Raw genomic sequence first — 24,884 nt, 5'->3', positions numbered from 1 at the left:
CAACAGATCTGAGGTATTGAAATGGCCGATCCGGTCCTGCTGCATTTGGAGAACAGGATCGCGGTTCTGACCCTGAACCGCCCTGAAAAACTAAACGCCCTGAACTACGAAACCAACGACCTGCTGCTGACGCTTCTGGGGCGGATCGAGGAAGATCCTCAAGTCGGCGCGGTGATCATCACCGGCGCGGGTGAGCGGGCCTTTTCCGCCGGTGGCGACATCCACGAATTCTCGCGGAGCGTCGAAAAAGGACCCGATGTCGCGGTCCGGGACTTCGTCCGCCGCGGTCAGACCATGACCGCCCGCCTGGAGACCTTCCCCAAGCCGGTCATCGCCGCGGTCAACGGCCTGGCCTATGGCGGGGGCTGTGAAATCACCGAAGCGGTTCATCTGGCCATCGCCAGCGAACAGGCCCTCTTCGCCAAACCCGAGATCAGGATTGGCATTCCGCCGACCTTTGGCGGCACTCAGCGCCTACCCCGCCTGGCAGGGCGCAAGCGCGCGCTTGAGCTGCTGCTGACAGGCGAAAGCTTTTCGCCGCAACGCGCTTACGAGCTGGGACTGGTGAACCAGGTTGTCCCGCACAAAGACCTGATGCCGGCCGCCTTCGATCTGGCGGAGCGTATTCTGCAGCACTCGCCGCTGGCCGCCGCGCGTATTATCACGGCGGTCACACGGGGTCTCAACGTCAGCATCGCGGAGGGCCTGGAAATCGAACGGGAGCAGTTTGCGCGCATGGCGGCGACCGAGGACTGCCGGGAAGGCCTAGCGGCCTGGATCGAACGCCGCACACCGGCCTATCCCGGGCGGTAACCCGTCCGGTCTACTGACCTGCCGTCTCTCTAAAAGCAGCCGCGATGGCGGATGCGATCTCGTTGCCGCGGCGACCGGACAGCCGATGATGCAGAAGCATCTGCGTTGCGGGGAGCAACGGCAGGCCCAGACTCTTTTTCACCGGGCGGCAGTCATCGGGCAGGTTGCGGCTGTCCAGCGCGGCGATGCCCAGGCCTGCCGAAACCGCCGCCTGCACCGCCGCGACCCCGGTCCCGACGAAGACCTCCCGCCAGGCGATATCCTGCGCCTCCAGAGCCGTGATCGCGGTCGCCCGAACCCCGCAGGGCGCCGCCAGGGAGATCAGAGGCAGCGGTGTGTTCGGGTCCCATTCGAAAGTCCTGGCCGCCGCCCAGATCATCTTGTCACGAAACAGGCGCCGCCCTTTGTTATCGCCGGATTCCTCGCGCACCACCACGGCATCGTACTGTCCGGACGTGAAGGCCTCGTAGATCCCGACCGACGCGCCGACGGTGGCCAGAAACTGGATCTCGGGATGGCGTTCGGCGAGCGTCATAAGCACCTGTGGCAGGCAGCCGCCGGCGGCATGATCGCTCACAGCCAGCGCAAGATTCGGGCGATCGAGGTGGTTCCGTGCGCGCAGCATGGCATCGTCATGAGCCTCCAACACCCGCCGCGCATCCCCCAGAAAGCCCTCGCCGAAAGGGGTCAGGGCGATCGAACGCGGGGTGCGGTCCAGGAGCCTGCGCCCCAGGCGCTCCTCAAGCTTTCGGATGCGCACCGACATCGCGGACTGGCTCGCGCCCAGCGCGGCTCCGGCCGAGGTAAAGCTCTCGCCTTCGGCGACGGCGACGAAACTGCGCAGCAGATCGATCTCTAAAGGGGGCTGGAGCATGATTATCTTTTTGCATTACTAAAATAGTATCTATTCGTTTCTATTATCGCACTGTCCTCGCTAGCTTTCCAGCAACAACCCGTTCAACCCCCGAACACAGGAAAGGAAGGCAGGGATGCCCCTCACACGAATTGCGATGAAACGCGGCAAGAGCGCAGACTATCAGCGCAAGATTATGGATCAGGTGTACCAAGCCCTGTGCGAGACCTTCGACGTCCCCGAGGACGATCGCTTCATGACGATTTCGGAACATGGTGACGCCACTTTTGATTTCGGCAAAAACTACCTCGACATTGATCGTTCCGACGATCTTTTGCTGATCCAGCTCACCGTCAGCAACACACGGAACCTGGAGCAGAAACAGGCCCTCTTTGCCCGGATCGTGAAGCGCCTGACCGAGACTCCGGGCCTGCGCCCGGAAGATATTTTCATCAACCTGGTGGAGGTTCCGAAGGAGAACTGGTCTTTCGGTCACGGGCTGGCCCAGTACGCCTGAAGCCGGAAACCACCATCAGGCTCTCTTCAGAAGGCCTTCCAGCATGCGGCGGATCGCGGCTTTATAGTCCTCCGCAGGCGCGCCCTGCGCAATCGCCAGCGCGGCCCGGTCGAAGGCGGCGGAGAGGATGGAGGTCATGGCCTCGAGGGGCAGCGGGGCGAGCGCGCCCTTCTCCATCGCATAGGCCAGGCCCTGCCGGAGTTCTTCACCGCCGGTTTCCTGGTCTATCTCTGCCATCTCCGCATGACCCAGCACGGCAGGTCCATCGAGCAACAACAACCGCACCCGCCCCGGCACCGACATGGCCGCGAAGTAGGAGTCGGCCCCGCGTGTCATAGCCTCGAGCGCGGATCGCGCTTCTTCGGTCTCTTGCTCGATGTGATCGGCGACCGCCCGCGCTTCTTCCCGCAGGGTCGCCCGGAAAAGATCCGCTTTGTCAGCGAAGTGATGATAGAGCGCGCCACGGGTGACCTGGGCCGCGGCGACGATCTCGGGCGTCCCGGTTTCGGCATAGCCCTTTTCCACAAAAAGCCGCCGCGCCGCCGAGATCAAAGCGCTGCGCGTGCTCTCGCTACGCTGCTTGTTGCTTCTGCGCTGTGCGTTACCGCCTGTCGGTCCCCGCAAAGTCTTGGCCGAGGGTTTTGCGGCAGGTCTTTCAAGGCTCTTATCGGAATTCTCTTGCATACATACACCTTGTATGTTTCTATCATTTACATACAGATTGTATGTTTATTGCGAGAGGATTGAAAGCCATGAAATGCACCCAGTTCTATCCCGTGATCATGACCGACGACGTCGCATCGACCGCGCGCTTCTATCAGGCGCATTTCCGCTTCGCGCCGAGTTTCGAGAGCGACTGGTACGTGCATCTTCAATCCCGCGAAGACCCGCGCGTCAACATCGCGATCCTGCAGGGCGATCATGAGACCGTTCCCGCGGCCGCACGCGGCAGGGTCTCCGGCCTGATCATCAACTTCGAGGTCGAGGACGTCGACAGCGAGTACGAACGGGCGCAGGCGGCGGAGCTGCCGATCCTGTTGCCCCTGCGCGACGAGCCCTTCGGTCAACGTCATTTCATGACCCGCGATCCCAACGGCGTCCTGGTCGACGTCATCAAACCGATCCCGCCCAGCCCCAAGTTCCTGGCGCAATATGCCGAAGATGCAGTCCCGGCTTGAGACTCGGCGAGACGACCTCTCATGAAAAAGCGGCGGCTCCCTGGAGGAACCGCCGTTTTCGCATCTCAGACTCAAGTACCTAGTATCCCGAATCTGAAATTCACTTCATTGAATTTCAGATTCAACGGGACACTACCTGATTGAATCTAGTGTGATTCAGTCTCTAAAATTCACCGCATATTATGCGGCGAACTTCAGAAACATCACATTAGTAAAGCGCGACCGGATTGCCCGGCGAGCCGGTGCCGCCCTTGATCTTCAGCGGCGACCAGACGAAGAGGAATTCGTAGACCTTTTCTTCGGCCAGCTTGGAGAGATCCATGTTCTCCAGGTTCCAGATCCCGCGCTTGGTCAGCATTTCGACGTGACATTCGAAGGGCTGATCGTTCTCGCCGCCAAAGCGGGGCCCGACCGCTTCCGAACCCCAGGTGTCGGCACCCCAGAGAATGATCTTTCGGTCGGCCATGTACTTGCAGGCCGAGATGCCGTAACCGGGCTCGCCGCTGTTGAACTTCGCGATTCGGGAGCGCTTTTCCTCGGCGCTGTAGCTGTCCCAGTCGTCAGGATGCCAGACATTGCCGTGACCGGTGTGAAGAAAGACGCAATCCCCCTCGCCGATGGGATCAATGCCCTGACGCTCGATCATGGCCTTGATGTCGGCATCAGAGACGATGCCGGGATCCGTCTTTTCCCGGCTGGTCGGAATCGGCATGGTCCCGCCGTTGTAGGCAACGCCGTCCAGGAGCACGCCCCGGCAGACGAAACCCTTCTCGGCGACATGCTCCACGCCCAGCGGCCCGAGGCCGTAAGCGGTGACGTCTTCGTCTTCGATGAAGCGGCCGTTGTAAAAGAAATGTCCTTTCGAGGTGATGATGCCGATATGGCCGGGCCCGTCGAACTGGGTGCCGATCTGGCCGATCTCGGCCGAGACATATTCGTCGTTATAGACCATCTGCTGTTCCCCGAAGGGGCCGCCCGTCGGCATGCCGGGAATGGTCATGCGCCAGCCGCGCGACCCGAAGGCCGGGGCGTCCTGCTGATAGACCTTGCCCAGGGTCGCGACCTTGCCCAGCTTGATCAGTTGCGCGGCTTTCAGAACCATCTCGGGCGTGGTGCGGTTGACCGACCCTGCCTTGTCATCGGGTCCCCATTCGCTGGGCGCCCAATTTTCGGTGAGCGGCGCGTCGTTCGCGGCCGGCGCCTGCGCAGCGAGACCCGCGCTCAGGACTGCACTCAGAACTGCGCTGAGGACAAGAGTGCCAAGGCCGGTATGTTTTTGAAGGCTGGTGATCACGATGTTCCTCCCTATTGATCGACGAATCGATTTTCGGTTTGTGAGACGATGGTGAACAAGCTCCGCAAGAGCCGTCAGCATGATGTCATTTCACACGCGCGATGAGAAGGCCTTCAGAGGATCAACTTCACGCAGGAGGCGAGCAACGCCCCTGCGCGGGCTGTTATGCAACACCTTCGCGCCGATATAGAATGCGCCCCATCTCCGGCACGAAACGGATCTCGGCAAAGCCGGTTTTCTCCAGCACCCGGCGCGACCCCGCGTTGTCCGGCTGCGCGAAGGCCCAGACCTCCGGGAGCGCCAGAACCTCATCCGCCAGTTTTAAACTCGCGGTCACCAGCTCGGTCGCATAGCCCCTTCCCCAAACATCGGGATGAAAGGCATAGCCGACCTCCACCCCCCAGCGCCGATCGAAGGGGTCATGGTAGAGACCGCCCCAGCCGATAATTCCGCCTGAGGCTTTTTCGGCCACCGTCCAGGGCGCACAGCCATCGCGGCGGCGAAAGCGTTCATGGACAGCGATGCGGCGGCGGCAATCGCGCAGTGTGAGATCGACGTGGGTGTGGCGCATGGCATCGGGGTTACCGAGAAAGCGGAAAAGCGCCGGGACATGAGAGAGCCGGGGTCGACGGAGTGAGAGGTGCGCGGTCTGAAGGTCGGACATAACCTGGCTGTTTGGTTTCTCTTGAAAGCACTCGCGTCAATCGAGAAAGAGCAGGCCGACGCTTTGACTTCGCCAGATAAGCAAAGCGGTCCGAAAAGCCCCCGTCAACACGATAAAAAACCGATTGACCGCCCTGTGTAATACGGTAACGTCCTGCCATCGTATTTCTGGGGCTGACATTTTCCTTGGCTGAACTCCGCAAATTCCGGCGACTTTCGCTGCTGCCGCTGATCGCATGGCTGCTGATGCAGGTGGCGACGGCATCCGTATTCGTGCCGCCGGCGGATGCGGCCTTGCGGGCGGATGCACTGGCCGAGGCAGGTGCGCTCTCCGGCAACAGCATCGTGATCTGTACGCCGCGCGGGCTGGTGGTGATCAACCTGGATGCCAACGGCAAGGAAGCACCGGAAAATCCGGAAGTTTTTCCCGGCTGCGAATGGTGTCAGCCCTTTGGCGGATCCGCCGCGATGGCGGGGCCCGAACAGCCCGGATTGCGGCTGCCGGACACAACGCTTTATCGCGTCAAAGCCACCCAAGCCCGGATTGCCGCCGCTCACGGCGATGCAGAGGCTTTTCGGAGCCGCGCCCCACCCCTTTGAGCCCCGCCTAGATCTCACGTCCGCGCCGTCTGACGGGTTTGCGCGGATGATTTCTGCAGACTCAAAGGAAAATTCTGAAATGTTCAAAGCTCTCAAGGGGCTTGCCGGTGCTTTTGCCGCGCTTGCCCTCAGCCTCTCGCTGCCGCTGAGCGCATCGGCCGAGACCATCACCATTACCGATACCGAAGGCCGCAGCGTTGAGGTCCCGCATGGCGCTCAACGGGTTCTGCTCGGCTTCTATTTCGAGGACTTTTACGCCATCGTCGGCGAAAACGCCTTTGACCGGGTCGTCGCTATCTCCCGTGAGCCCTGGGAGGGCTGGCGCAACAGCCAGTTCCAGGCCTACAGCGCGGTCTCGCCCCGCATCGCCGAGCTGATCGATGTCGGCTACGAAGAAGCTGGTGGTTTCTCCGTCGAAAAGGCGATCGCGGCCAAACCGGACGTCGCCATCATCGCCGCCTGGCAGTACCGCGGCCTGGGCGAGGAAGGTGTCGCCAAGCTGGAAGCCGCGGGCATACCGGTCGTGGTCGCCGATTACAACGCCCAGACTCTCGAAAAGCATCTGGCGAGCACACGCATCATCGGCAAAGTCATGGCGAGCGAAGCACGCGCCGAAAAGCTGGCCGGGGAGTACGAGGCGGCGGTGCTGGACGTCATCCAGCGGGTCAAGACCGCCGGGGGCACACCGCAGCCGGTCTATGTCGAACTCGGCAGAGCCGGGCCGGAGACCTATGGCAACTCTTACGGCAACACCATGTGGGGCGGCGTGATCAAGATGGCCGGCGGCGACAACATCGCCGAGGGCAAGATCGCGAACTGGGGGCCGCTGAACCCGGAATACGTTCTGGCCCGCAAGCCCGTGGCCGTGCTCCTGGCCGGCTCCGACTGGGTCGGACGGGACACCGCCGTGCTGATGGGATTCGGCGTGGAGGCGGGCACCACCCGCGCCCGCATGGCGGCCTACGCCAAGCGCCCGGGCTGGAGCAGCCTGCCCGCCGTCCAGAAGGGCGAAGTTCACGCGGTCTATCACGGCGGTGCACGCACGCTCTATGACTACAGCTTCCTGCAGTACATTGCGAAAATCCTGCATCCGGAAGCCTTCGCGGACTTGGATCCTGTGGCGAACCAGGCGCGCTTTTACGAGACCTATCTGCCGATCGAGGCTAACGGCAGCTTCATGGTGAAACTGGATTGATCAGCCGAGACACCCCCGCTGCGCGGATCTTTAAAAGTCGGCGCAGCGGGGGTGCCCTTCCCTGTTCGAAAAGGCACTCAAAATGTCACTGACCGCATCGGAGCCCCTCACCTACAGCACACTGGTCCGGCGCCGCAGTCTCATCCTGCTGGCTGCCGTGGCGGTTCTGGCGCTGGTCGTCGTGATCGACATCCTGGTCGGACCGGCCTTTCTGGGTTTTTGGGATGTCCTCTCCGCACTCACTCTGCCGGAAAGCCGGGTGGACGCGACGGTTCACGTTATCGTCCATGAAATCCGCCTGCCCATGACCCTGATGGCCCTGCTGGTCGGTGCCTCTCTCGGCACCGCCGGCGCCCTGATGCAAACCATCCTGGGCAATCCGCTGGCCAGCCCCTACACACTGGGCTTCTCGGCTGCCGCCGGCTTCGGCGCGGCGCTCGCCATCCTGACCGGTTTCGAGCTGCCCCTGATCCCCAGCTTCTCAATTCCCGTCGCCGCCGCTCTCGGCGGTTGCCTGGCGGCCTGCATCGTCTACGGCATGGCACGGCTGCGCGGCATGACATCGGAAGTCATGATCCTGGCCGGGATCGCCACGCTCTTCATGTTTCAGTCGCTGCAGTCCCTGGTGCAGTATCTCTCCGCGCCGGAGGTGCTGCAGGAAATCGTCTTCTGGCTCTTCGGCAGCCTGGTCAAGGCGACCTATCTTTCCGTCTCGATTACCGGCGGAATCCTGTTCTTTGTCATCGTCCTGCTGCTGCCCGAGGTCTGGAAACTGACGGCGCTCAGGCTGGGCGACGAGCGGGCGCAGAGCCTGGGCGTTCCGGTCGAGCGTCTGCGGCTCAAGATCTTCACCCTGATCGTCCTGCTGACCGCCGGTGCCGTGGCCTTCGTGGGCACCATCGGCTTCATCGGACTGGTCGCGCCCCACATCGCGCGGATGCTGGTGGGCGAAGATCAGCGCGTGCTGCTGCCCATGTCCGCGGTCACCGGCGCTTTCGTGATGGCCGGCGCGTCCGTGATCTCGAAACTGATTTCGCCGGGCGCGATCGTGCCGATCGGGATCGTGACGGCGGTCATCGGCGTGCCCTTTCTTTTCCTTCTGATCATTCGCGGCCGACGGAGATTCTGGTGACCCTGAACGTCAAAGATCTCGAGGTCGCGCTCGGCGGTGCCGCCATCGTCAAGCGGGCCAGTCTTTCCTGCGCACCGGGGCAGTTCGCCATGCTGATCGGCCCCAACGGCGCCGGGAAATCCACCCTGCTCAAGGCGCTCTCTGGACTGCTGCCGTCTCGAGGCCACGTCAGTCTCAAGGAGGCAACGCTGGGCAAGGCGGAACGGCAGGAGGTCATCGCCTACATGCCCCAGGACATCGGGCCGACCTCCTCGCTCACGGTCCTGGAGGTGATTCTGCTGGGCCGCCTGCGCTCACTCGGCCTCTCGGTTCCGGGAGATCTCGCGGAGGCCGCACAGGCTGCGCTCGCCCGCTTCGGTCTGGCCGCGCTTCAGGGGCGCACGCTTGACGCCATCAGCGGCGGTCAACGGCAGTTGCTGTTCCTCGCGCAAGCCCTGTTCCGCCAACCCGACGTTCTCTTGCTGGACGAACCGACCGCAGCGCTGGACCTTCGGCACCAGCTCGTGGTTCTGGAGGCTGTCCGGAAGCACTGCACGGACCATGGCACCATCGCCATCGCGGCCATGCACGACCTCACGCTGGCGGCGCAATTCGCCGACCAGATGATCTGCCTTTCCCAAGGCCGGATCGAGGCAAAGGGTCCGCCCGAAAATGTCCTGACCGTCGACCGCCTGCAGAGGGTTTACGGCGTCGAGGCCGAGATCTCCTTGAGCGCGCAAGGCCGCCCGAACGTCATGCCGCTCAGGGCGAGTTAGGAAGAACAGGCGACACCGCTCAATTGCGGCCTGGATCCGATACGAGTCCAGGGCGCCTGTCGCCTTGCCTTTGGCCCTGCCGGGCCGTTCAGACCGGACCTTTCGTGAGCGGCCAATCTCAGGGATCTTAGGATCTATCCGGCCTCAATAAGGAAATGCTCTCATGGCCCGCGAAACACTGGTACGTCCGCCCCTACAGACGGAATTCGATCCCTGGCTGCGCCTTTGGGAAGGCTACAACAGCTTCTATAAACGCAGTGGCCCGACGGCTGTTCCGGCGGAAGTCACCAGGACGACCTGGGCGCGTTTCTTCGATGCCACCGAACCGGTCCATGCGCTGGTTGCGGAACGTGACGGCGCGCTGGTCGGACTGGTGCACTTCATCTTTCACCGCAACACCACCATGCTGGGGCCGACCTGCTATCTGCAGGATCTCTTCACCGACGAGACGACACGCGGTCAGGGTGTCGGGCGCGCCCTCATCACGGCAGTATACGACGCCGCGCAATCCGAAGGTGGAACCCGAGTTTACTGGCATACGCACGAGACCAACGAAACGGCCATGCAGCTTTATGACAAGATCGCGGTCCGTCCGGGCTTTGTCATGTACCGGCAGGACTTTTGAGAGATCAGGCTTTCACCGCAAAGATCGACCGGAGAAAGCGCCAGGGCCGCCCATCAATGGCCGCCAGACCCAGCCCGATCAGCGCCATACCTGTCAGGTGCTTCGGCAGCAGCACTTCGCCCAGGATCAGCACACCCAGCAGGACGGCGCTGACGGGAATGAGGAAAGTTACCAGCAGCAGGTTGGTCGCACCCGCCGTGGCGAGAATCCGGAAGTAGAGAATATAGGCAACAGCGGTCGAAAGCGCCGCGACACCGATCAGCGAACCGATCGCGGCAGCACTCGGCATCGGCAGCAGCCAGGGCTGATCGACGATCAACATCACCGGCACCAGCATCACGCTGGAGGCCGTCACCTGCCCGGTTGCCGTCGCCATGGGGGAAACTTCCAGCGCCCGGAAACGGCGACCATAGACCCCTGCGAAGGCGTAGGACAATGCCCCCGCGAGAACGGCGAGCTGAGCGACCACATTCACGCCAAGCCCGGTCAGGGCATCACCACCGATCATGACCGCGACCCCGGCAAGACCGGCAAACACACCCATCACCCGACCTTTCGTGATCTTCTCATCCGCCGTCATCCAGTGCGCGACCAGGACGGTGAACAGCGGCGTTGTCGCATTCAGGATCGAGGCAACACCGGACGCAATATGGATCTGTCCCCAGACGATCAAAGTGAAGGGGACGACGTTATTGAGAAAGCCCATAACGAAGAAGGCGCGCCAGACGGTACCGCTCGTGGGAATCCGTTGTCCCAGGAACCGCAACAGAGTGAGCAGGATGAGGGATGCCAGAACCACACGGCCCACCACGACCGTCAGGGGCGGCAGCTCCCGCACGGCGATTTCATTGAAAAAGAAGGATCCGCCCCAGACCAGCGACAGCAGAATCACCATCCCCCACTCCAGCGCGCCCATTGAGCGATTGATCGCCGCTCCATTCGTCATAGCTTCCCGCCCGATCCCATTAAGCATCTCAAGGCTGGGAATTATCTGCTTTCACGCGATGAAGCCATCCGTTTCTTGCGCTGAAACAAAAGGGACCTGTGAAACGGTTTACCGCAAGCACAGCATCGCGGCATCGCATATCGCGCCAAGCCGGGCTTTGTCGCGGGTCAGGCGGCCGACAACGCCAAAGCCCTGAAAGCAGGCATTGAGATGCGCGGCAAGCAATGCAGGATCTTTGTCAGGACTTAATTCACCGGCAGCTTGCGCCTCGATCAGTCTCTCCTGGAAGGCCGTTTCAATTTGTATGACACCGGCGGCGACACAGGCTTGAATGTCCTTATCCGCCTTTGCCATCTCAGTGGCCGAATTGGTCAGCAGACATCCGGCCAATTGCTCGGGCTCGAGATCCTCGTAAGCAGTCCGGAAAAAAGCCTCGATCGCTTCCAGCGGGTCTGCGGTCTGCAAAAGCACCCAGACCCGCTGTCCGACCACCTGCTCCCGGTAAAAATCCAGCACCGAGAGGAACAGGTCTTTTTTGCTGCCGAACGCGTTATAAATGCTGCCCGGCTGAAGCCCGGTTGCCGCCTCGAGATCCACCATCGACGTCGCGCGATAGCCCTTCTCCCAAAAGACCCACATCGCGGCCTCCAGAACCTCGTCCGCATCGAACTCCTGATGACGCCCCATCTTGTCTCCACTTGCATTCGATTTCGCGTATGATATCCTTTTTTGAATGATCACTCAAGAATGGAGCGCAGCATGGCAGGTCAGCTATCAGCCTTCGGTGAACTGGAGGGAATCGAGGGCGTCTTCATCGCGGACAGCAACGATCTGCGCTGTTCGGCACTCAAGCTGAAAGACGACCGCCTGTGTCTCTTCAGTCCGGTAACGGGTCTTGGCGAAAAAGCGTTGGAAAGTCTGGCCGGGATTGGCGAAGTGGCGTTTTTGCTGGCCCCCAATCACTACCACAACAAGGCTCTGCGCGCCTATGCCGACGCCTTCCCAGATGCCGAACTCTGCGCCTCCGACAAAGCCGCGCCACGCTTGCGGAAGGTCACCGGCCTGGACATAGCGAGCCTGAAGAATCTGAGAGCACTCCTGCCGCCCGGCGTCGACTTTATAGAGCCTGTGGGTTTGAAGACGGGCGAAGTCTGGTTGCGGATGCGCAAGCACAAAGAAACAAGCTGGCTTGTCGTCGATGCCTTTTGCGGCCCGAAGATCCAGGCCAGGCGGAAGGAGGCAGCCAAACCCGAAATCCTCAAACCCTTCCCGACCTACGGGACAGGAGATAAAGCCGCTTACGCCGCCTGGGTGTGCCAGCAGATCCGCGAAGATGAACCCAAAAGAATCATTCCCTGCCACGGCGCGGTTCTGCGCGCGCAGGATCTGCCCGCAAAGCTGGAGAGCCTGGTCCAAGAGGTCTTTGTCGGCTCATAGGAGAGAGATCCGATGCTATACCAGCCCGCGCTCCAGGCACTCCCGGACGCGGCGCCAATCGGGCCGTACAAGAGTCATCTGCCTGCGGGTTCTCCAGTCGTGGAACCAGGTAAAATACCGCGGGCGTGACCGCAAGCGCTTGCAGACCATTTCGCACACCTGTGACTGGCTCCAGGGTTCCCACTCGCCTGCAGCCGCCAACATATTGCCCCAGAAGACCGGCGTCACTTCGAACCGCAGAATTTCCTCGGCCTGATCGGCCGTAAATCCCGCCGCGCGTATCGTCTCTGCGATGCCTGCGAAATCGGTTTCGTCGAGCTCCGTATCCAGAAACAAATCGGACAGGGCACGCCAGACCGGCGCACGGCGGGTTATCTCCTCAGCGTTATGCATTCAGCGTCCAAGGCGTTGCAATCCCCTCCGGCTCAGCGCCTCGACGCAGTTCATCGCTCCGACAGGGCCAGCCGCAGACCGAGAAGGCCGAAGGCGCCGGCGAAACCGCGCTTCAGCCAGAGCATAACGCCGGGCTTGGAGACCACATAGTGGCGGGCGGCTGCCGCGAAGGCCCCGTAGCCGATGAAAACCACGAAGGTCAGCAGCATGAAGACCGCCGCCAGACCCAGCATGGTCGCTGTGGGATTGACTGTATTCACCGGAACGAACTGCGGCAGGAACGCGAGGAAGAAAAGCGAGAGCTTCGGGTTCAGGATGTTCAGAAAGAAACCGTTGAAGACGACCTTGCCTGCCGACATGGGCGTAGTCTTCTCGGAAATCTCCATGCCACCGCCGTCCCGAAGCACGCACCACGCCATGTAAAAAAGATACGCGACACCGAGGTACTTGATGACCTGGAATGCCAAGGCAGAGGTGTGAAGCAGCGCCGCCAGCCCGGCAACCGAGGCGATGATCGCCGGAATGATCCCCAGGGTGCAGCCCAGCGCCGCCAGAATACTGGCCCGCCAACCCTTACCCAGCCCGATGGCCAGGGTGTAGAGAACACCGGTGCCAGGCAGAAGCACGACGATGATCGAGGTCAGGAGAAATTCCAGCGACATAGAGTAGCTCCACAGTCAGCGACTTATTCTCACTCAAGAAGACCAGAGTTCCGGACGGCTGGCAAGTTTTGCGGAGTGTCGCACCGCCCGGCACACCCGGCCGGCGATCCAGCGTAAGCAAAGCCAGGTTTGAAGCGTTAAGGTTTTATTGGAACTTCGCATCTCATGATAACGGCTTAAGCTATAAACCTCACAGTCTTTCAGAGCCTTATGACGGTCTCGACCAGATCAATCCTTGTCGCTGCGGCCTGCATCACGGCCATGGCCATAGCTCTGTTTTTTACGGCACGCATATTTACCGATTATGACTTGGGGCCGGGACCGACAGCGGAGATATACAATTGGTTCTCGGTTACGATTGTAGGTCTCTATATCGCCTGCTACCTCGCAACCAACGCGGCGGTCTCGACGGTCTTCCATCCCGGCAGCCGATCGCTTCAAGTCTTAGTCGGCCTGCTCGCAGGTTGGATCATTGTCGCAGGTCCCTTCTTTGGCTGGACAATAGTCGCCGGCCTCGGGGTCTCGGCACTTATCTCGTGGATCCTGACACTGACACCCTTTGTCTCTGCTTCTCCGATGCAGGATCTTGCCGTCATCATCAGCCCGCTCGTCGCGGGATGTATAATCGGCGTTCTCGTTCAGTTTACGCAACGCATCCTCACAGGGCAGCAGTTATGGGATCCGCGGTCAAAGCGTGAATTACAGGGTCATTGCGTCGGCTTCGCCCTGGTCATCTATGTCACTTTTTACGGTCTTTCCGGGCTTGGTGACGACCTTGCTACGCTCGGCGAGGAAGGCGCGACAGCTTGGAGCTTTGCCGCTCACCTCTGGCTGATCTTTATTGCAGCTCCCTTGGCTCACCTTGCGCGCACATCACTGACGCGGACTCTCTATGGAGCCCCGAAGTCACATGCCCAACCATTGCGCCTGCTCTGCCTCGGTCTTTTGCTTTTTTTCATCGGCGGCGCAGGGCGCAGTATTGAAGCCAAAGACTGGCGCCTTCTCGCCATCTGGCCTGTCGAAGACATTTCCAGCGTCATGTTTTGGAAAGACCACGTAAAGCGAGAAGCACGGGGCATGCCCTGATGCGGCGAACCTGAAACTCGTTTCAGCTCGGCTTCGTAAGCAAAAAACATCCCACACAGCAATTCCAGCCAAGCCAGATCTACTTTGCCGAGGCTGCCCCCTTCTTCCGTGCGTGATAAGTCAAAGCCAGAGCGATGCAGTGTCTCAAAGCGTCTTCATCAGGCTTATCGGTCGCCTCGAAGACCATGGCGCGATTGCCCTCGAAGCGGAATTCGTCCGGATAGAGCGCGCGGAAGTCCTCGATCAGCGTGGTCTGGCAGTGACAGTAGAGCGCGTAGCGCCCCGCTTCCCCTTTGACCTGATCGATGCGGATGGTGCTGCCGCTTTTGGGTTTAAGCGTCAGATAACTCGGCTGACCCCATTTGAGGGTTTCCTGAAGCTGACCGGCCTCATCCGTCGTCGTCGCTGTTTCAAGAATCAGTGACCGCAGATTCAGGAGGCTTTCCCGGACGTCAGGCGGATAAGAATCGAAAACCGCTTTTACGGCTGAGTCGGCGATTTTCCGGGTCCGGTCGTTCATTATGCAGCTCCTCTCGCGCGCGACGACAGTCAGACACTAGACCGGATCATGTTTTGACGGAACCACAGAGTGGTTCCGTCAAAACATGTGAATCCGCTCTGAATCTTAGTGTTAGATCAGATTCACAAGCACGATAGATCGCCTTCGGCGATTCCATCTAAACTTGATCTGATCTAGCCGGTCACCGGCGAACCACGCAACGCAGCTTGAGACTAAAGCGCGTCCCGGCAAAGCGCCTGGCAGAGGCAGTGCACCCCGCCGCCGCCCAGGGTGAACATGGACATGTCCGGGTCGTACACCGTGAAGCCGAGCGCACGCATCTTTTCGTTCAACTCACTGGCCCCCTTCATAGACAGTACCTTGCCGTTGCCCAGCGCAACCAGATTGACCCCCAGGTTTTTGGCCTCCCGATAGGGGACGTCGACGAAGTCGAAACCCCATTCCTTCAGTTGCGCGACCAGCCAGGGCTCCAGGGCATCGACACAGGCGACCAAGAGCTTCTCGGCCAGGGGCACGACCAATCCATCCATGTGAACGAACTCACGGCTGATCGGTGCGGTGACCGCCTCCCAGCCTTCGCCGCGCACGAAATCGGCGACCTGTTCCGCACCTTCCTTTTCGGAACGCTCGCCGCAATACCCGATCAGGACCCGGCCCGGCTCCAGGATGACGAAATCGCCGCCCTCGAAGTGACCCGCGGTCGCGAAGTTCCAGATCGGAATAGCCTTCTCCTGATAAAACCGGATCGCCGTCACGTAATCCGCGCGCCGCACTTTGAGCTGCATATGGCAAATCAAGGCGCCCCAGGGCGTCATGGCCGAAGAGTCGCGGGCGAAGAAGTTCCGGTGCAAAACCGGGTCGGCCTCCAGATAATGGCAGGCGACGCCGTTGTCCTCGTAGATCGACACCATCTCGGCATGCTGCGCCATCGCTGTCTGCAGATCGAACTTCACCCCGGTCTTGTGCGCATTGGCCAGCGTCCGGCCGATCAGCGGCCCGGCCTCGACCCAGCGATAATACTCCGGCTTGCCCAGCAAGACATCGCGCAAGGATGCGGTGTCGTTGTTGATCCCCCAAGACCTTTTGGTTCCAGTCGCCGGCCCTGCCTCTTCTCGCGTCTCTTCTCGCGTCTCTTCTCTCTGCCTTGCCCCTGGCATTTGCATCTCCCGTGTCGCATTGCAGGCAAGGAGGCTAACGCCGGATGACTTCAGAAAAAACATCAAATACACAGTCCGGTCTTTGACCGGTATGGCTGCAGCCCGACGGCGCGGGACATGAACTCGACGGACCCGGTGCGGCGGGCCTCTCAGGCGCCGCCTCAATAGCAGTTGTTTTCCTGCGCGATCGTGGCAAGGGTCGGTCTGATCAGAACATCCAGGTTCCGCTCGTCCTTCCCGCCCTGACGGAACAGTCGGCCAACAATCGGCACCGTGGTGACGGGACTCTCTTCCGGCAGGGTCGTATGCACGACAAGATCCATCGGCCTGGCAAGATCTTCTCTTCTGATCTTGAAGAGCGCACCGATGGACCGCATGCCTTTGTTGGCGGTCTTGAAGCCCATCATCCTCCAGAGTCCGGCATCCTGCGCTGTCCCCTCGGTCAAGGAAGAAACAACGTAGACATTGCGCCCGTCCGCGCTCCAACCGCCACTCTCTTCCTTGACCAACTCATTGTCGACCCAGGCGCGATAGGTCCAGGTCACACTCAGGTGCCATTCGTGCCAGAGGCCGTAGAGGCGAATTTCATCGGGTGCGCGGCGGCGGCCTTCGGAGTCTTCCAGGAAAACCGACTGGAAGGTGCCATCACCGGGCGAGTCTTCGATGCTGATGCTGACCAGAAGCCCCTCGTCGGTCCAAAGCGCACCAGACGCCAGCTCGACGCCCTGAGCCTCCTGGGTCACTTTGTCATCGTCGTCGATGGGGTCGTCATCCAGATCGGGTTTTGGTCCGATAGCCGGACGGCCGCCGCCGCTGCCGAAGGTGCTGCGTCCCTGCCCGAAGCCGCCGCCGATCGAATTGCCGCCGCTGCCCCCGACCCCGAAACCGCCACCGAAAGCTTCCTTGACCTTGTTCTTCAGGCGCGCGCCGCTGCCGATCTTATCGTTCGCGCCGACCACGGCGGCAAGGTGTGCGGGAGGCATGGGGCAGACATAGGAGGTCCTCGTCTCCTTGGGCTCTGGCTTTTCCTGAACCGGCGCGCTGCCGGTCCCGGCGGACACGCAGGGATAGTCATCCGGACAGGTGAGCGTCATTTTTTCACCTGCGGCCTTGGCCTGCTTCACGCAGTTCCGGATACAGTCAAAGTAGACGTTGCGCGCCTTTTCGGTATGGCCTTTGACCCACTTCAAGTGATCCTGCCAGCTCTTGGCCTCGGCCTGCGCTTTTTTGAGGGCCGCGCTGACCGACGCGACTTCACCGCTCAAGCGCGCGACCGCCGGCTCGTAAATCGAGAGATCCTTGCCCGCCCGGATGACCGCCTGGCGCTCCTGGAAGGTACTGTCGGGATAGATGGTTTTCTTCACGGCCTTTTTGGCCTTGGCGACTTTCGCCTTGCTTTCCGCGAGATCGGCTTCGAGTTTTGTCAGCCTTTTCTGCAGGCCGGCGGCTTTCTGAGCGGCCTCGTTAGATATCTTTTCGGCGCTCTTCAGGGATTTTTCCCACTCCCGCATCTTGTCGAACGCCGCCTGGCATCTGTGACGGCAGATGGCATCGCCGACAGTCTCTCCGGGCAGCGGCTTGATCCGTCCGTCATCCTCGGCCTCGGCCTCGGTCTCTTCCTCCTCCTGCTCAGGCTCTTCTTCCGTCTCTTCCACGCTTTCCTCGCCGGCCGGTCCGCCATCGCCGATCAAACCAACGCGAGTACATTCAAGCTCCAGCTTGCTGACGAACTCGCGCATTTTGGTAATGGCTTGCAGATGCCGGATCTTCGCATCACCGGAAAGCTTTTCGTTTTCGATGATCATGTTGCGGATCTTGACGTTGAACCCGATCAGCCAGGAATTGCAGATCAGTTCACCCGAATTCAGCGCCAGTTCCGAGAGCGCGCCGCTCGCGCCGCGCACCGTGTTTCCCTGGGTTTTGAGGGCAGCCAGTTCGCTCTGAAGGGCATCGCCCAGATTCTGGGTCTCCGCGTCCATACCCAGTTCGCCGAGCGCCTTTCCGACCGGACCCGCTTCTGCGGACTGGAAAGCAGCTGGCACAAGTAACAAAGACACCAGAAAGACAAAGATTGAAATGAAACGCGCCACAAAAATTCCCCGCCGATTAACTATATTCCCCAAACGGCGCGCGATACTTTCTAAGTTATTGATCTTGTATTGATTTATTAAATGAAAATCGAAGCGCCCATGCCGTTATAACACATATGATATCTGTTTTCCATCAAGTTGAATGTTCAACACTTGGAAATACAGCAGCTGACGTAGGGGAGATCAGGCCTCATGGCGGTTACAGGAGATAGCGCGGCGCGCCGGCCAGCAGGTCTTCGGCCTGCGCCATGCTGTAACCTGCGCGCTTGGTCAACTGCGTTCACAAAGCCGTTCCAGGCGCAAAGCTCACGCCCGAAGTATTTTTACACGTATACATATGACTATGTTATGCTGTGGCTGGAAGTACTTATGACGAGGAGCGCGTCAAAGGATGACGACGCCAGAAAACCACGGCGGGCCGGCTGCGCCCGACGGGCGGGGTGAGGCTGTGTCTGCGCGCAGCGGAGCGTCTGCAAGACAGATGTCCGGCGGGTCAAAGCCCGGTGCGTCCCGGTCTGGTCTGCGTCCGGAGTGGCGCTACAGCCTGCCGCTCTTCATTCTGGGCGCGTCCTGGGGGCTGCAGTTCACACTCCTGAAAATCGCAGGCGATTCAGACTTGAACGAACTCGCCATTCTCACCATTGCGATGTTTCTGTTGGCCTGCGCCTATCTCGTGGTGATGGCCTGCAAAGTAATCTGGTTTCGCCCCTCGCTCTCTCATCTCTGGTTTTTCCTGATCAGCGCCTTCTTCGGCTTCGTGGTGCCCTTGGGTGCTGTCATTCTGGTGGCCGAGCAGCTCTCCGCCGGACTGATCGTGTTTTTCGAATCCCTGACGCCGGTTCTGACCGTGGTCATTGTCCTTCTGGTGGGGACCGAGCGCCTCAATGCGCCACGGCTGGCCTCTGTAACGCTGGGCATGATCGGGGTGTTGCTCGTGCTCTGGCCCGATCTCACTTCCCCCGGTTCGGCGCGGATGGAGAGCCTGCTGCTCGCGCTGATCATTCCGCTGGCTTATGCCATCGACGGCGTCTATGTCGCGGCCCGCTGGCCGTCCGATCTGGATGCCTTTCAGGTCGTGACCGGCGAGGCCATCGCGGCGACGGTGATGCTGTTGCCGTTCTTTCTGTGGCAAAGCTTCTCTTCCTTCGAGGCCATGGCGGCGCTCGCCGCCCCCTGGCTGCACGCGCCCTGGGGTTGGGGACAGTGGGCGGTCCTAGCCTTCGTGCCGGTGAGTTTCCTGGAGGTCTATCTCTACTTCTACCTGCTCAAGCAGGCGGGCGCGGTTTTCGTATCCATCGGCAGCTTCATCGCGCTCTTCGGCGGAATCTTCTGGGGGATGCTGTTGTTGGGGGAACGGCATTCCGCAACGGTCTGGATCGCAGTACTGCTGGTCTCCTGCGCGCTCTATCTGGCGAACTTCAGGGCCACCCGCCCGGGGGAAGCCAAGACCGAGCCAGCCGTCGTACGAGTCTCAGACTGATGGCCCGCCCTCCGATGACCCGCCGGTTTCGACACCCGGCGCTCTGGCATATTTTTCGGAACAGGCGGCACTGCAAAAGGGTTTGTTGGCGCCCGGCGCAAAGAGCGTGGGCGAAGGACCGATGCCCGCCCAATAGGTCGAGCCTTTGGTATCGGCACCGCAAACGGCGCAGGGACCGAAGGCGAAGTCACTTACCTCCCGCCCTTCGTGGTCGAATGTCATCAGACAAATTCTTTCGGAGATCGTTGGGGGTTTGGGCAGATCTATTTCGCCGCCAGCAGTTTGATCTCGACCAGATCGCCCGGCGCAAGGTTCGTGCCGACACAGGCCCGGCACGGCCAGCCGTCCTCGGGAATCCAGGCGCACCAGACCTCGTCCATTTCGGCCTTGGTCGCCATGTCGGTCAGATAGACCGTTGCTTCCAGAATGCGGTGCTTGTCCGTGCCCGCGTCTTTCAGATTGGTCTCGATCGCCGCCAGGGTATTGCGGGTCTGCTCGGCGACCGTCTTCCCGGCGCCGGTTCCCACGGTCCAGACGAAGTCGCCGCGCACGACGGCACGGCAGCGGCCAGGGGCCGTCCCGGGAAGTCTTATAATCTCCGTCACGATCTGCGGTCTCCCAAATACTCGGTTTCAAGGCGAAGTCATGGGGCCATCACAGCAGCAACATATCGGAATTACAATGCCGGTTTTATACCTGCGGATGTTAAAGGGCCTAAAGTCGTTAAACGGCTGGTAGAGTTCACGGAAACCTTGAAGCGATTGTCAAAAATCATCCGGACCTATGTTACTTTGAAACAAATAAATACGGGGAACAGATGGCGATGGACAATGCGACGGAAAACCCATGCCTGAAAGCCGTTGCGGCTTGGAAACTTGAGGAGCGCGGCGAAGAGAACGCGCGCTATTTCTTCGAGACCCAGAGGATCACAGGCCTTTACAGCGGCGAGAGCTGTTTTGTGATCGGGCGTAAAGGCTCGGGCAAGACAGCCATCGCCGAACACATTCTCAATATGCAGGATCACAGCACCTTCGCGCAGACCCTGTCCTTTCGAAACTTCCCCTTCAATATCCTCGCGCAGTTCGATCAGGAAGGCTTTTCCACCTCATCACGCTTCACGAATATCTGGAAATACATCACCTACATGACGATGCTCCGGACCTTCGCGAAGAACCACGCCATATCCGCCGAGCTGCGCGCGCTGATCGATGACGAGATGCCGCAGGACCTGGGACGCGCCACATCAAGCTACATCCAGCAGATCACGGACCGTTCCTTCGGTCTCAAAATTCTGAGCAGCGGCGGCAGCGCCTCGACAAAGAATGCCTACCTGACCAACGAAACCGCCATCTACGAGCGCGTCGCGATCCTGGAAAACATCATCGACCAGCACATCGACGAGAGCACCTATTACATCCTCTATGACGATCTGGACGACGACTACGACCGGGAAAGCGCCCACCCCGAAAGCACCTATGCCAAGCTCCTCGGCGGGCTCTTCAAGGCGACGGTCGACATCAAGGCCAGGTTCGCCCGGCGCGCAAACTTCTATCCGATCGTGTTCCTGCGCGATGACATCTATGATCTGCTGCGCAGCAACAACAAAGCCAAGCTGATGAGTGACATCATCGATCTGCGCTGGCAGAACTCCGTCCTCAGCGACATGGTGTCCCATCGTATTTTCAAGGCGGCGGCCTGTTCCCCGCCTGACGGCGTGACCGACTCTTCCGCGCTCATGGAAAAGGCCCTGGGGCTGCTGTTCGACAGCACGCGGGTTTCATTGAACGGGAAACGGCGGACCCGTCCGCTGATGAGCGAGATCGAAAGACGCAGCTACGGGCGCCCGCGCGACATCATCGCCTATCTGCAGCTTGCCGCCAGCAACGCCCTGCAGAAGGGAGAGACCATGATCTCGGTGGAGACCCGCAAAAACCTCGACCGGCTCTATTCCGAATATCTGATTACCGATCTGATCGACGAGTTGCACACGCGGATTCCGGATATCGAGGAGGTCTTCGCGATCGTCTCAAGCAGCGGTAAAGCCAGCCTGCGCTATCAGGACCTGGAGGTCGCACTCAAAGACAACCTGGATCAGTTCAGTGCTCACACCGCCGCGCTCGGCCCCAGAGGCATCATCGACCTTCTGGTCAAATCAAGCGTGCTCGGCAAACAGCTGCCCGTCGAAAACCAGCAAGAGTTCCGTTACCAGAACCGCTTCATCCGTGTTTCTCCAAACGATAAGCTCTATATCCACCGCGGTCTTCACAGCGGCCTCGTCGTGTCCTGACGCACGCGCCGGACGCTCGAATCTCGCGCTGAAGCCGCTGAGCAAACCTCGAAGAGATGGCGATCAGGGCCGAGACTCAATCGGGGCTGAGAAACCGCGACATTTCCGTCAGGGCAAATTCCGCCGTGTCTTCGATCAGGGATGCGGCCTTGGGCTGAAGCTTTACGTAACGCGGCCGCTTGTGCGGATCGCTCAGGCTCACGAAACCGGCCTCTTCGGCGATGGTGATCGCCCGGCGCACCTGAGACGCCGAGAGATGCGGTACGAATTTCTCCGCATCGGACAGGCTGGTCCGCCTGCCCTTGGCATCGTTGCGGTAAATCTGGGTGAGAAGCGGCCAGTAGTAGGCCGAATCCATTTTTTCGAACTTCGAAACCTCATCAAACCAGCGCATGCTGGCCTTCTCGATGGCCTGAATGTAGCCGATGACGCTCTCGGTCTTGCTATCCGGAACGTTTTCGGCCGCGCTCTGATCCTGCTCTTTTTTCGACATCGTGTCGGGCATGATAAATCCCCTTAAAGCCGCTCATTGCGGTCATGCAGACGCTAAATTAAACTCTCTATAATGTCAATTAGCATTGCCTTAAGAGAGATATAAAAAATTAATTTGGCAATCAATTAATTTTCAATTTGACAATTATATGCATACGAGCTACATAAGAGGACATGAGACGGCATTGGTCTCATGAAGTTCAACAAGTGAAATGGCTAACAGGAGAGCCGATCATGTATGCAACGAAACACTGGACACCTCCGCTGAGTTTGAGATCGCAGGCGTCTTTGGTGGGCATCGCGATCGTCTCAATCGGGATGAAGGACGGTCGAACCAGAGCACTGAAGTTCCTGGATCACTGTCGGCATCAAGAGGAAGTTAGCCGCTTCACTGTGTCAAAGTCTTCACGTTAATTCGGCACAGCTGCTGGTTTCACAATTAGGGGAATTGGTGAAGCAGAACACTCCTCGCAAAAAAATTTAGATATCGAATTCGACAGATTTTATTGGACGGCAGTCGCAGGACTGCCGTTTTTTTTTTTGCGGTTTTCGAGAGCGGCAGTGTCTGCTGCGCGAAACCGGCCCTATTCGTCCTTGCGGATCGTCAGCGCCGGGTTATGGGCGAAGAAGTTATGCGGCATGATGTGGATGGTCTTCCACTCCGTCGACATCACGGGCCAGTCCTCCATGCGCGGAATGTGGTGAAAGCCCGCCGAAAACCAGGTGACGATGTCCTGCCCTAGCAGGTTCCGGTCCGCCCTCACCCATTCAGCCAGCGTATCCGAGCCGTCACCCTGCATGGGAAAAGCACCGCCGGCATAGCGCTGCGCCGGATCGTGGAGCGTGTTCCAGACGCTGTATTCGATATAGGCATTGCGCTTCATGGGCGGGTCGTTCTCAAAGTCGAAAGGCCCATAGGCGATACTGCCGTGATGAATCATGTAGCCGGGCGTGTGACCCAGCGGTCCCGTCCGGTCCGGATTCATGAGATGGAAGTAACGCGGCGACTTGGCACTGATCTGGTAGCGGGCTTCGAGTTCGGTCTTGGGCATTTTATGTTCGACCGTCCACATGGAGCGGCGCGGGCTGCCGGCTGCCGGCTTGGCCGGCACGATCTCCATGACCCCAAAGTTGTTCTTGGGTTGATCGATGTCGAAGTCGAGCCGGAAATTGAAGTAGTGATCGTGGAAGGGCGCCACCAGATGGGGCGCGATCAGAGTCCCGAAGCGGGTATCCTCGGCCGCGGTCGGATCCGCCATCGAGGTTGATGCCACGCCCTTGACCGCATCCAGCCCGGTCGCGCCGATCTTGATGTAGATCTCGCCATTCTGCTTGAAGCGGTAGTCGATCAGATAGTCGTAGTTGCCGACCTCCGACGCCGAACGCACCACCAGTTCCGTCTCCGGCCGCCCTTCCGCGGGCACGAAGGTTTCCTCGCTCTGCGCGAAGACCTCGAAGTGCCGCCAGGCCGGGTCGCCGATGTTACGCTCAAACACACAGATGGCGCCGGGGATCTCCAGCGGCTGTCCTGTATCGTCATTGATGACGGCCGGCAGGAAGGTCGCGTGAGCCGGACAGTCGACCCCGGGCGTCAGGGGCGTCAGGAAAAGCCCGAAGCCATACTCGCCGCTGTCCATGTAGGTCCGCCAGTACCAGCCCTCGCCCGGATCCATGTAAGGCACGAAGACCTCCGACAGGTGGGCCTGATAAAGCACCGAGCGCCATTCGCTGCCGTCGTTCACGTCGATGTTGGAGAGCACCACACCGGGCCGCTTGTCGATGCGGGTGCGGAAGCGCCAGATATCCCATTCGATCAGGCTGCCCTCGATCTTGTAATTGGGGCCGCCGGCCTGGGACAGGCGCGCCGGGTTGCTCTTGGGGCGCAGCGCGGTGCGTTCCGCCACCTCCTCTTCCGTGTAGCCCCAGGGGTCCTGCGGCAGCGGGATGGCGCCTTCGTCGACCACCCGCAAGGCCTCCCCCTTATTGAGATCGACCACGGCGAAAAGACCTTCGATCGGCTTGGCGTAGAAGTTCGAGCCGGTCGGGTTGAGATAACAGGGCACCTTCATCAGGCGCGTGCCCTGATATTCTTCCGTGAAGAAATTGCCCGCCGTCAATGGCAGACAGAAAACCTCGTCCGGCGTCAGTCCACGCTTTTCCAGTCCGGCACGCATCTCCGGATGACCGAGGGCGGCTTCCATGGCGCTGATGAACTCGGCAAAGAGCACCATGGGCTGCCCCGCTGCCGGTCCGTGCTCGTCGACAAAACTGTCGGTGATGTTCACGATCGCGCTCTGAAAACCCAGCGCACTGCTGTAGTGCACCCGGGCCCGGCGGTCGGGCGCCTCTCCCTCTGGCCAGGCCAGCACCTCGGCCTTGGGCGGCTCGATGAGTTCGATCAGGGGATACAGTGTTTGCGCGTCGGCGAGGCCTTGCGCGCGCATGATCTCGCTGACCCTGGCAATCTCTTGCGCCGACAGACCGTCGAGCGGATGGGCAGAGAGCGCTACGCTTCCCAGGCCCATTCCGCAAACGACGCCGATTAAAAGCTTCAGGCCTCTCATCGCACACTCCCCTGGGCTGCCAACCACTATTCCATGATTCATTTTTTCCACCATCATGCTAGGCCTGCCAGCAGTAGATTCCCATTGGAAAAACGTTGCAGGGCGGGCAGAAGCCGCGCTCCACCCAATTTGAACCGCCTCGACA

27 protein-coding genes are annotated in these 24,884 nt (G+C 60.3%); 12 read left to right on the top strand and 15 right to left on the bottom strand.

The features are described from left to right. Positions 1–21: 21 nt before the first annotated feature. Positions 22–813, top strand: coding sequence for a crotonase/enoyl-CoA hydratase family protein (locus FKG95_RS19890; protein WP_142898165.1), 792 nt, complete (start codon positions 22–24; stop codon positions 811–813). 10 nt (positions 814–823) lie between these two features. Here FKG95_RS19890 and FKG95_RS19885 read toward each other — a convergent pair whose 3' ends face one another. After that, positions 824–1,687, bottom strand: coding sequence for a LysR family transcriptional regulator (locus tag FKG95_RS19885; RefSeq protein WP_142898164.1), 864 nt, complete (start codon positions 1,685–1,687; stop codon positions 824–826). Between the two features lie 115 nt (positions 1,688–1,802). On the opposite strand from FKG95_RS19885, the gene FKG95_RS19880 reads away from it, so the two are divergent. After that, complete coding sequence (locus tag FKG95_RS19880) at positions 1,803–2,183, top strand: tautomerase family protein (RefSeq protein ID WP_142898163.1); 381 nt, start codon at positions 1,803–1,805, stop codon at positions 2,181–2,183. Between the two features lie 15 nt (positions 2,184–2,198). Here the strand turns inward: FKG95_RS19880 and FKG95_RS19875 are convergent, their stop codons facing one another. Continuing rightward, positions 2,199–2,867 carry a TetR/AcrR family transcriptional regulator gene (locus tag FKG95_RS19875; protein WP_142898162.1) on the bottom strand — a complete coding sequence of 223 codons (669 nt, stop codon included), beginning with the start codon at positions 2,865–2,867 and terminating at the stop codon, positions 2,199–2,201. Between the two features lie 68 nt (positions 2,868–2,935). Between FKG95_RS19875 and FKG95_RS19870 the strand changes: the two genes are divergently transcribed. Next, entirely contained in the window at positions 2,936–3,361 is a 426-nt protein-coding gene (locus tag FKG95_RS19870; protein ID WP_142898161.1) for a VOC family protein, read from the top strand. Between the two features lie 208 nt (positions 3,362–3,569). Here FKG95_RS19870 and FKG95_RS19865 read toward each other — a convergent pair whose 3' ends face one another. Beyond that, the gene (locus FKG95_RS19865) at positions 3,570–4,655 is read right to left on the bottom strand and encodes a cyclase family protein (RefSeq protein WP_218940273.1); all 1,086 of its coding nucleotides are present in this window, start codon (positions 4,653–4,655) and stop codon (positions 3,570–3,572) included. A 163-nt stretch (positions 4,656–4,818) separates the two neighbouring features. Continuing rightward, positions 4,819–5,319: a GNAT family N-acetyltransferase gene (locus tag FKG95_RS19860; protein ID WP_142898159.1), complete on the bottom strand. Its 501-nt coding sequence runs from the start codon at positions 5,317–5,319 to the stop codon at positions 4,819–4,821. Positions 5,320–5,504: 185 nt separating this feature from the next. Here FKG95_RS19860 and FKG95_RS19855 point away from each other — a divergent pair, with 185 nt between their 5' ends. From FKG95_RS19855 to FKG95_RS19835, 5 genes are all read left to right on the top strand, one after another. Beyond that, the gene (locus tag FKG95_RS19855) at positions 5,505–5,918 is read left to right on the top strand and encodes a hypothetical protein (protein WP_142898158.1); all 414 of its coding nucleotides are present in this window, start codon (positions 5,505–5,507) and stop codon (positions 5,916–5,918) included. 79 nt (positions 5,919–5,997) lie between these two features. Beyond that, positions 5,998–7,113 (top strand): ABC transporter substrate-binding protein, encoded by a 1,116-nt coding sequence (locus FKG95_RS19850; RefSeq protein WP_142898157.1) that lies wholly within the window; start codon positions 5,998–6,000, stop codon positions 7,111–7,113. Positions 7,114–7,195: 82 nt separating this feature from the next. After that, the gene (locus FKG95_RS19845; RefSeq protein ID WP_142898156.1) at positions 7,196–8,245 is read left to right on the top strand and encodes a FecCD family ABC transporter permease; all 1,050 of its coding nucleotides are present in this window, start codon (positions 7,196–7,198) and stop codon (positions 8,243–8,245) included. After that, positions 8,242–9,000, top strand: a complete 759-nt coding sequence (locus FKG95_RS19840; RefSeq protein ID WP_142898155.1) for an ABC transporter ATP-binding protein — start codon at positions 8,242–8,244, stop codon at positions 8,998–9,000. The genes FKG95_RS19845 and FKG95_RS19840 overlap by 4 nt, the downstream gene beginning before the upstream one ends. Before the next feature lie 163 nt (positions 9,001–9,163). Continuing rightward, positions 9,164–9,625: a GNAT family N-acetyltransferase gene (locus FKG95_RS19835; protein WP_142898154.1), complete on the top strand. Its 462-nt coding sequence runs from the start codon at positions 9,164–9,166 to the stop codon at positions 9,623–9,625. Positions 9,626–9,629: 4 nt separating this feature from the next. On the opposite strand, the gene FKG95_RS19830 is transcribed toward FKG95_RS19835, so the two are convergent. Continuing rightward, positions 9,630–10,571 carry a DMT family transporter gene (locus FKG95_RS19830; protein WP_142898153.1) on the bottom strand — a complete coding sequence of 314 codons (942 nt, stop codon included), beginning with the start codon at positions 10,569–10,571 and terminating at the stop codon, positions 9,630–9,632. A gap of 108 nt (positions 10,572–10,679) precedes the next feature. Next, positions 10,680–11,258, bottom strand: a complete 579-nt coding sequence (locus FKG95_RS19825) for a TetR/AcrR family transcriptional regulator (protein ID WP_142898152.1) — start codon at positions 11,256–11,258, stop codon at positions 10,680–10,682. Positions 11,259–11,330: 72 nt separating this feature from the next. On the opposite strand from FKG95_RS19825, the gene FKG95_RS19820 reads away from it, so the two are divergent. Then, positions 11,331–12,008, top strand: coding sequence for a hypothetical protein (locus FKG95_RS19820; RefSeq protein WP_142898151.1), 678 nt, complete (start codon positions 11,331–11,333; stop codon positions 12,006–12,008). Positions 12,009–12,023: 15 nt separating this feature from the next. Here FKG95_RS19820 and FKG95_RS19815 read toward each other — a convergent pair whose 3' ends face one another. Both FKG95_RS19815 and FKG95_RS19810 read right to left on the bottom strand, forming a co-directional pair. Next, on the bottom strand, positions 12,024–12,401 hold the full coding sequence (locus tag FKG95_RS19815; RefSeq protein WP_142898150.1) for a DUF7079 family protein: 378 nt from the start codon (positions 12,399–12,401) through the stop codon (positions 12,024–12,026). Between the two features lie 50 nt (positions 12,402–12,451). After that, positions 12,452–13,063 (bottom strand): LysE family translocator, encoded by a 612-nt coding sequence (locus tag FKG95_RS19810; RefSeq protein WP_142898149.1) that lies wholly within the window; start codon positions 13,061–13,063, stop codon positions 12,452–12,454. 210 nt (positions 13,064–13,273) lie between these two features. Between FKG95_RS19810 and FKG95_RS19805 the strand changes: the two genes are divergently transcribed. After that, positions 13,274–14,149 carry a hypothetical protein gene (locus tag FKG95_RS19805; protein ID WP_142898148.1) on the top strand — a complete coding sequence of 292 codons (876 nt, stop codon included), beginning with the start codon at positions 13,274–13,276 and terminating at the stop codon, positions 14,147–14,149. Positions 14,150–14,228: 79 nt separating this feature from the next. On the opposite strand, the gene FKG95_RS19800 is transcribed toward FKG95_RS19805, so the two are convergent. From FKG95_RS19800 to FKG95_RS19790, 3 genes are all read right to left on the bottom strand, one after another. Beyond that, positions 14,229–14,669 (bottom strand): DUF1801 domain-containing protein, encoded by a 441-nt coding sequence (locus FKG95_RS19800; RefSeq protein ID WP_142898147.1) that lies wholly within the window; start codon positions 14,667–14,669, stop codon positions 14,229–14,231. Between the two features lie 212 nt (positions 14,670–14,881). Continuing rightward, entirely contained in the window at positions 14,882–15,718 is an 837-nt protein-coding gene (locus tag FKG95_RS19795) for a dimethylarginine dimethylaminohydrolase family protein (RefSeq protein ID WP_218940272.1), read from the bottom strand. 269 nt (positions 15,719–15,987) lie between these two features. After that, positions 15,988–17,916, bottom strand: a complete 1,929-nt coding sequence (locus FKG95_RS19790) for a hypothetical protein (RefSeq protein ID WP_142898145.1) — start codon at positions 17,914–17,916, stop codon at positions 15,988–15,990. A 391-nt stretch (positions 17,917–18,307) separates the two neighbouring features. Here FKG95_RS19790 and FKG95_RS19785 point away from each other — a divergent pair, with 391 nt between their 5' ends. Beyond that, the gene (locus tag FKG95_RS19785) at positions 18,308–19,396 is read left to right on the top strand and encodes a DMT family transporter (protein ID WP_142898144.1); all 1,089 of its coding nucleotides are present in this window, start codon (positions 18,308–18,310) and stop codon (positions 19,394–19,396) included. On the opposite strand, the gene FKG95_RS19780 is transcribed toward FKG95_RS19785, so the two are convergent. Both FKG95_RS19780 and FKG95_RS19775 read right to left on the bottom strand, forming a co-directional pair. Beyond that, the gene (locus FKG95_RS19780) at positions 19,388–19,618 is read right to left on the bottom strand and encodes a hypothetical protein (RefSeq protein WP_142898143.1); all 231 of its coding nucleotides are present in this window, start codon (positions 19,616–19,618) and stop codon (positions 19,388–19,390) included. The genes FKG95_RS19785 and FKG95_RS19780 overlap by 9 nt on opposite strands. Positions 19,619–19,659: 41 nt before the next feature. Beyond that, positions 19,660–20,001, bottom strand: coding sequence for a RidA family protein (locus FKG95_RS19775; protein WP_179954187.1), 342 nt, complete (start codon positions 19,999–20,001; stop codon positions 19,660–19,662). 212 nt (positions 20,002–20,213) lie between these two features. Between FKG95_RS19775 and FKG95_RS19770 the strand changes: the two genes are divergently transcribed. Then, complete coding sequence (locus FKG95_RS19770; RefSeq protein ID WP_142898141.1) at positions 20,214–21,683, top strand: P-loop ATPase, Sll1717 family; 1,470 nt, start codon at positions 20,214–20,216, stop codon at positions 21,681–21,683. Positions 21,684–21,759: 76 nt separating this feature from the next. On the opposite strand, the gene FKG95_RS19765 is transcribed toward FKG95_RS19770, so the two are convergent. Beyond that, positions 21,760–22,188 (bottom strand): hypothetical protein, encoded by a 429-nt coding sequence (locus tag FKG95_RS19765; RefSeq protein ID WP_142898140.1) that lies wholly within the window; start codon positions 22,186–22,188, stop codon positions 21,760–21,762. A gap of 571 nt (positions 22,189–22,759) precedes the next feature. Further along, positions 22,760–24,739 carry a copper amine oxidase gene (locus FKG95_RS19760; RefSeq protein WP_142898139.1) on the bottom strand — a complete coding sequence of 660 codons (1,980 nt, stop codon included), beginning with the start codon at positions 24,737–24,739 and terminating at the stop codon, positions 22,760–22,762. Positions 24,740–24,884 lie beyond the last annotated feature (145 nt).

The sequence above is a fragment of the Denitrobaculum tricleocarpae genome, from assembly GCF_007004665.1.
In the GTDB taxonomy this organism is placed as follows: domain Bacteria; phylum Pseudomonadota; class Alphaproteobacteria; order Kiloniellales; family Kiloniellaceae; genus Denitrobaculum; species Denitrobaculum tricleocarpae.
The sequence above is the reverse complement of the archived record's forward strand: the minus strand, read 5'-3'. Positions and strand labels throughout refer to the sequence as shown.

What these genes read in the sequence shown, in the direction of transcription:
- FKG95_RS19890 (WP_142898165.1), top strand. Translation starts at nt 22, where the DNA reads ATGGCCGATCCGGTCCTGCTGCATTTGGAGAACAGGATCGCGGTTCTG.
- FKG95_RS19885 (WP_142898164.1), bottom strand. Translation starts at nt 1,687, where the DNA reads ATGCTCCAGCCCCCTTTAGAGATCGATCTGCTGCGCAGTTTCGTCGCC.
- FKG95_RS19880 (WP_142898163.1), top strand. Translation starts at nt 1,803, where the DNA reads ATGCCCCTCACACGAATTGCGATGAAACGCGGCAAGAGCGCAGACTAT.
- FKG95_RS19875 (WP_142898162.1), bottom strand. Translation starts at nt 2,867, where the DNA reads ATGCAAGAGAATTCCGATAAGAGCCTTGAAAGACCTGCCGCAAAACCC.
- FKG95_RS19870 (WP_142898161.1), top strand. Translation starts at nt 2,936, where the DNA reads ATGAAATGCACCCAGTTCTATCCCGTGATCATGACCGACGACGTCGCA.
- FKG95_RS19860 (WP_142898159.1), bottom strand. Translation starts at nt 5,319, where the DNA reads ATGTCCGACCTTCAGACCGCGCACCTCTCACTCCGTCGACCCCGGCTC.
- FKG95_RS19850 (WP_142898157.1), top strand. Translation starts at nt 5,998, where the DNA reads ATGTTCAAAGCTCTCAAGGGGCTTGCCGGTGCTTTTGCCGCGCTTGCC.
- FKG95_RS19845 (WP_142898156.1), top strand. Translation starts at nt 7,196, where the DNA reads ATGTCACTGACCGCATCGGAGCCCCTCACCTACAGCACACTGGTCCGG.
- FKG95_RS19835 (WP_142898154.1), top strand. Translation starts at nt 9,164, where the DNA reads ATGGCCCGCGAAACACTGGTACGTCCGCCCCTACAGACGGAATTCGAT.
- FKG95_RS19830 (WP_142898153.1), bottom strand. Translation starts at nt 10,571, where the DNA reads ATGACGAATGGAGCGGCGATCAATCGCTCAATGGGCGCGCTGGAGTGG.
- FKG95_RS19825 (WP_142898152.1), bottom strand. Translation starts at nt 11,258, where the DNA reads ATGGGGCGTCATCAGGAGTTCGATGCGGACGAGGTTCTGGAGGCCGCG.
- FKG95_RS19820 (WP_142898151.1), top strand. Translation starts at nt 11,331, where the DNA reads ATGGCAGGTCAGCTATCAGCCTTCGGTGAACTGGAGGGAATCGAGGGC.
- FKG95_RS19815 (WP_142898150.1), bottom strand. Translation starts at nt 12,401, where the DNA reads ATGCATAACGCTGAGGAGATAACCCGCCGTGCGCCGGTCTGGCGTGCC.
- FKG95_RS19810 (WP_142898149.1), bottom strand. Translation starts at nt 13,063, where the DNA reads ATGTCGCTGGAATTTCTCCTGACCTCGATCATCGTCGTGCTTCTGCCT.
- FKG95_RS19805 (WP_142898148.1), top strand. Translation starts at nt 13,274, where the DNA reads ATGACGGTCTCGACCAGATCAATCCTTGTCGCTGCGGCCTGCATCACG.
- FKG95_RS19800 (WP_142898147.1), bottom strand. Translation starts at nt 14,669, where the DNA reads ATGAACGACCGGACCCGGAAAATCGCCGACTCAGCCGTAAAAGCGGTT.
- FKG95_RS19785 (WP_142898144.1), top strand. Translation starts at nt 18,308, where the DNA reads ATGACGACGCCAGAAAACCACGGCGGGCCGGCTGCGCCCGACGGGCGG.
- FKG95_RS19780 (WP_142898143.1), bottom strand. Translation starts at nt 19,618, where the DNA reads ATGACATTCGACCACGAAGGGCGGGAGGTAAGTGACTTCGCCTTCGGT.
- FKG95_RS19770 (WP_142898141.1), top strand. Translation starts at nt 20,214, where the DNA reads ATGGCGATGGACAATGCGACGGAAAACCCATGCCTGAAAGCCGTTGCG.
- FKG95_RS19765 (WP_142898140.1), bottom strand. Translation starts at nt 22,188, where the DNA reads ATGCCCGACACGATGTCGAAAAAAGAGCAGGATCAGAGCGCGGCCGAA.
- FKG95_RS19760 (WP_142898139.1), bottom strand. Translation starts at nt 24,739, where the DNA reads ATGAGAGGCCTGAAGCTTTTAATCGGCGTCGTTTGCGGAATGGGCCTG.